The following is a 4,379-nucleotide window of genomic DNA, read 5'->3' as shown; positions in this document are numbered from 1 at the left end:
CAGAGGTGCCGATCTTTGTCACCCTGGCCGCGTTGAACCCGGATGCGGACGAAATCTGAGGCATTGGCGACTCGAGACTGAGAAGAACCTGCGGCATCGGACTCAGCGTTGTACCTGATCCGGTCCGAGTACGTAGCCCGCCGCCAGCCACGGCCGCCATCTCGTGACTGGCGGACAGTAGTCGTTCGTGGCTGGCGGCGGACTGCGACGTTCGTGCGTGTGTTCCGATTCGGTGATCGGGGTCCAGGCCATCGTCGTCGGCTAGTCGGTGGGTGGTGGACTCGGCATGGCGGCGGGGTTGGGCCGCAGTGGGGGACTCAGCCCAGGCGGCGGATGTCGCCGCGGACTCGGTAGAAGCCGCCGCGGGCGGATTCTGAGACGGCGTCGACGACGTAGCGGGCGCCGGCGAGGCGGATGTCGCGGGGGAATTGGACGTTCCAGCCGGGGTCGTAGCCGGGGGAGACGACGTGGACGCGCAGGGAGTCGCCGTGTTGGAGGCATTCGACGATGACGCCGGTGCCGACGTCGGTGGTGAGTTCGAGGGTGGTGCTGGGGGCTACGGCGGAGAATTCGGGGGCTTTCACCGAGCGGGTGGTGGGGAGGACGCCCTGGTCGGCGTCGCGGATGGCGGATTCGCTGACGTCTAGGCAGGACAGGGCGCCGGAGGTGGTGACCAGGTAGAGCTTTTCGTCGTGGTACTGCATGGAGTAGGCGGAGCCGCAGCCGGTGGCGAGTTTCCACAGGCGGGTGCCGGTGGCGTCGAAGCAGTAGACCGAGGAGTGGGAGTCGCCCGCGAAGACGTAGCGGCCGTCGGGGGAGGCGGCGCAGGAGAAGACGGCGGCGTCGCACTGGTAGGTGCGGGTGGCGGTGCCCTGCTTGGTGATTTCCTCGACCTGGTTGTGGGAGGTGCCCGCGTAGACGGTGTCGGATTCCTGCCAGCCGAACAGGACCGCGCCGCGGGTGGACGAATTCCACTGGGAGCGACCGGTTTCCAGGTGGTACTTGGTGACGCCGGCGCTGTGGCCGTGGTAGACGCCGGTGGGGTCGACGCGGACCATCCAGCCGGAGTTGCCCTTGCTGCGAGCCGACCAGAGGGATTCCTCTTCGTGGTCGATGACGGTCAGGCCGCCCGCGGAGTCGGAGGCGGCGAGGATGCCGTCGTGGATGTCGAGCCAGTAGACGTCGTCGGCGGAGACGTCGTAGGCGGCGCGGGGGACCTTGCCGGACAGGTCGTAGACGCGGCCGTCGTCGCAACCCGCGTAGATCCAGAAGTCGTCGGCGACGATGCATTTGACCGCGTCGGGCAGTCTGTAGCTGTTGGTGACGACGCCGGCGGGGGAGAGGGTGAAGACCTCGCCGTCCTCGTTGCCGACCCAGCAGCGCTGCTCGTCGACGAAGATGCCGAAGGCGGCGGCGCCGGAATCGAAACGCCACAGCACGGGGGCCGACTTGGCGGTGGAGCGCTGGCTGGTGATGCTGCGGCGGGTGACGGTGCGGCGTTCGCGCGCGCCCATGACGGCGGGGGCGTAGCCCTTGCGAACCTTCTCTCCGATCTTTTTCTGCGCGGCCGACTTCGCCTTGTCCTCGGTGGCGAAGGAGCTCGCTTTGGACTGACCCTGCTCGCCGATGCGTCCGTAGCGGATGTTGACGTTCGTTCCGGTGACGACTACCTCGTAGAACTTGTGCGAGGAGCCCGCGTCGTCGGACAGTTCGAGATAGGTGGTTTCGGCGGTCATGCGTCCTCGCTGAGCTCGTGGAGATCGAATGCACGAAAAGTAGCAAGGGGCACCGACATTCGGTGCGGTGCTCGTCAGAGGTGGTATATCCGGCAGTCGGGGGGTGGACGGATGCAGTCCGGGTGCGCTGGACCGCTGCCCGGCGAACAAGCCGATAGCGCGCGTCGGCAGTTCGACCCGACTACAGAATCCGGCTCCCGGATGGTGGGATCGAAGGGTTTCCACGCAGACGCGGGATCGCGGAGGACCTCGCGATGTCGATCGTTGACGGGTTAGTCCCGGAGAGGTGGGAAACCACTGCGCCGATCATCGCGACAGGCCGTCTTTGTAACGACACGCGGCGAAAGGATTGCGGGATCGCGCTGGGTGATAGATGCTGGTCCAACTGTTGGTGCGCATCTGGGCGTGACTTTTCCGCGACCATTTCGTAATCTTACGGTGACCTGCTCTCGACAATGACTGGTGATAGACAACGTGACTGCTTCGCATCGCAAACCGTCGGCTCCCAAGAGTCGGCTGCCGCTGGCCGTATGCAGTCTCGCGGCGACTGTTCCAGGCATGTTGATGATGGTGATGCGGCCGGGTGCGCAGGTCGAGGCGGTGGCTTCGGTCGAACCGCTGTCGACGTCGGCCATCGAGCTCGACCCGATCGCCGCCGCGCCGACGCACGATGCGCCGCAGCCGGGGCCGATCGTTCGGGCGGATGACGAGATGGCGGCGTTGTCGGCGCTGAAGGTGAAGGTGTTGTGCGGGACGGAGTTCAACGGGACTCTGCCGCATGTGGCGCAGGTCGGTAACCTGCTGCAGAAGATGTTCGGGGTCTCCGACATCGGTGGTGCGCACGGTCGCTATGACGGTGACCATGGCGCGGGGCAAGCACTCGATGTGATGACGGGCAACCTTGCCCTGGGCAATACCATCGCCGACTTCGTGCTGGCCAACAAGGCGCGCTTCGGTGTCACCTACGTGATCTGGCAGCAGCGGTACAACGACGGCAACGGCTGGTCCTACATGGAGGATCGCGGCAGCCCGACGCAGAACCACTATGACCACGTGCACATTTCGTTCGAGTCGTCGGGCGCGACCAACATCGCCTGCTGATCGCGCGAAGTCAGGATTTCGTCGCGAGCTCGGCCAGAATCGGTTCGGCCTGGTTTCGCAGTAGTTCCAGCTGACGGTCCGGGGGGAATCGTTCGGGGTCGAAGACTGCCTGGATGCCGATACCGTCGATGAGGATCGTGAGGGATTCGGCCGCGTTGCCGAGATCGGGGCCCGGTCGGTAGCCGACGGAGGTCAGGACCAGTTCGAGTGCCTCGCGCCAGGCTCGGTAACGCGCGCGTTGTTCGCCGGCGAGCTCGGTGTCGTGGGTGGCCCAGTCCCAGAAGGCGATCCACACCTGCCATTCGACGCGACGGGTTCGGTCCATCGGCAGGCACTGGCTCAGTAGCTCGTACAGATCGGCGGACTCGGGGGCCATGCGGGTCACACGGTCCGCGACAGCGGTGGATGCCGCGCCGAGCGCCGCCCGCAGCACAGCGCGTTTGTCCACGAAGTAGTGCACGACCATGCCGGTGGTGCATCCGGCCTCGGCCGCGATGTCGCGGACGGTGGTGTGCGCCAAGCCTTTGGTGGCGATGACCTGGCACGCCGCAGCGCTGATCGCGCGGCGACGCTCTTCGTGATCGACGATTTTCGGCATTGACACGAGAGTTTACATACCCAGTATTATGTAACTGTGGTTATGCAAAAACTGCGGGTGGTGAAGCGAGTGATGTTGGTGACCGACCTGGGCTTCCTCGCCTACTGGGTCGTCACCGCGCTGGGGCTGATCAGCGTCGGGTCGGATGAGTTTCTCCAGCAGTGGAACTGGTCGTTTCTCGGACTCGATGCCGCGGCGATCGGGTTGGGGCTGGCCGGGCTCGCGCTCGGCAGGCGCTCGGCCTACTCGATCCCGCTGATCATCGTGTCGTTGTCGCTGACCTCCGCCGCAGGGCTGATGGCGCTGAACTTCTACGTGATTCGGGGCGAGTACAGCCTGATGTGGTGGATTCCCAACCTCTGGCTGTTTCTGTTTCCGGTCGTGGCGCTCGCCGGGATCGTCCGCACAGGAAGCGAAATTGGAACGCGTTCTAGCAATACTGTCCGTCGGGTGGGCTGTCCTCCTACGGTGTGAGGAGGTTCGGTTTCTACGAAGGAGAATGCGGATATGGGACGGTTGGCCGGCAAGGTTGCGGTGATCAGTGGTGGTGCGCGCGGGATGGGGGCGGCGCATGCTCGGCGGTTCGTCGCCGAGGGGGCCTCGGTGGTGATCGGGGACGTGCTCGATGACGAAGGCGCCACGGTGGCAAAGGAACTCGGGGACGCGGTGGCCTATCGGCATCTCGATGTTCGTGAGCCGGAGCAGTGGGCGGGGATCGTGGCTGCCGCGGTCGAGGAGTTCGGTGGGCTGCATGTGCTGGTGAACAATGCGGGGATCGTCAATGGGAATCTGCTGGTGGACTTCGCGTTGGACGAGTGGCAGCGGATCATCGATATCAATCTGACCGGGACGTTCCTCGGGATGCAGGCGGCCGTTCCGGCGATGAAGGAAGCCGGTGGCGGGTCGATCGTGAACATCTCCTCGGTCGAGGGGATGCGGGGGAG

The 4,379-nt window shown here is 65.2% G+C and carries 5 protein-coding genes; 3 read left to right on the top strand and 2 right to left on the bottom strand.

The window, feature by feature from the left end; genetic code table 11:
- Positions 1 to 317: 317 nt before the first annotated feature.
- Positions 318 to 1,736: a WGR domain-containing protein gene (locus tag ACFWF3_RS25970; RefSeq protein WP_379315915.1), complete on the bottom strand. Its 1,419-nt coding sequence runs from the start codon at positions 1,734 to 1,736 to the stop codon at positions 318 to 320.
- A 474-nt stretch (positions 1,737 to 2,210) separates the two neighbouring features.
- Between ACFWF3_RS25970 and ACFWF3_RS25965 the strand changes: the two genes are divergently transcribed.
- On the top strand, positions 2,211 to 2,837 hold the full coding sequence (locus ACFWF3_RS25965) for a hypothetical protein (RefSeq protein WP_379315913.1): 627 nt from the start codon (positions 2,211 to 2,213) through the stop codon (positions 2,835 to 2,837).
- Positions 2,838 to 2,847: 10 nt separating this feature from the next.
- Here ACFWF3_RS25965 and ACFWF3_RS25960 read toward each other — a convergent pair whose 3' ends face one another.
- Positions 2,848 to 3,435 (bottom strand): TetR/AcrR family transcriptional regulator, encoded by a 588-nt coding sequence (locus tag ACFWF3_RS25960; protein ID WP_379315911.1) that lies wholly within the window; start codon positions 3,433 to 3,435, stop codon positions 2,848 to 2,850.
- Positions 3,436 to 3,507: 72 nt separating this feature from the next.
- On the opposite strand from ACFWF3_RS25960, the gene ACFWF3_RS25955 reads away from it, so the two are divergent.
- Both ACFWF3_RS25955 and ACFWF3_RS25950 read left to right on the top strand, forming a co-directional pair.
- Entirely contained in the window at positions 3,508 to 3,909 is a 402-nt protein-coding gene (locus ACFWF3_RS25955; RefSeq protein WP_379315909.1) for a DUF5360 family protein, read from the top strand.
- Between the two features lie 33 nt (positions 3,910 to 3,942).
- The coding region (locus ACFWF3_RS25950) for an SDR family NAD(P)-dependent oxidoreductase (protein ID WP_379315907.1) at positions 3,943 to 4,379 on the top strand (437 nt) is incomplete at its 3' end.

This window comes from Nocardia sp. NPDC060220, from assembly GCF_042727815.1.
GTDB lineage: Bacteria > Actinomycetota > Actinomycetes > Mycobacteriales > Mycobacteriaceae > Nocardia.
This window is presented reverse-complemented; position numbering and strand designations above follow the sequence as displayed.

Excerpts from the sequence above, each read along its gene's own strand:
- ACFWF3_RS25970 (WP_379315915.1), bottom strand. The coding sequence starts at position 1,736 with ATGACCGCCGAAACCACCTATCTCGAACTGTCCGACGACGCGGGCTCC.
- ACFWF3_RS25960 (WP_379315911.1), bottom strand. The coding sequence starts at position 3,435 with ATGCCGAAAATCGTCGATCACGAAGAGCGTCGCCGCGCGATCAGCGCT.
- ACFWF3_RS25955 (WP_379315909.1), top strand. The coding sequence starts at position 3,508 with ATGTTGGTGACCGACCTGGGCTTCCTCGCCTACTGGGTCGTCACCGCG.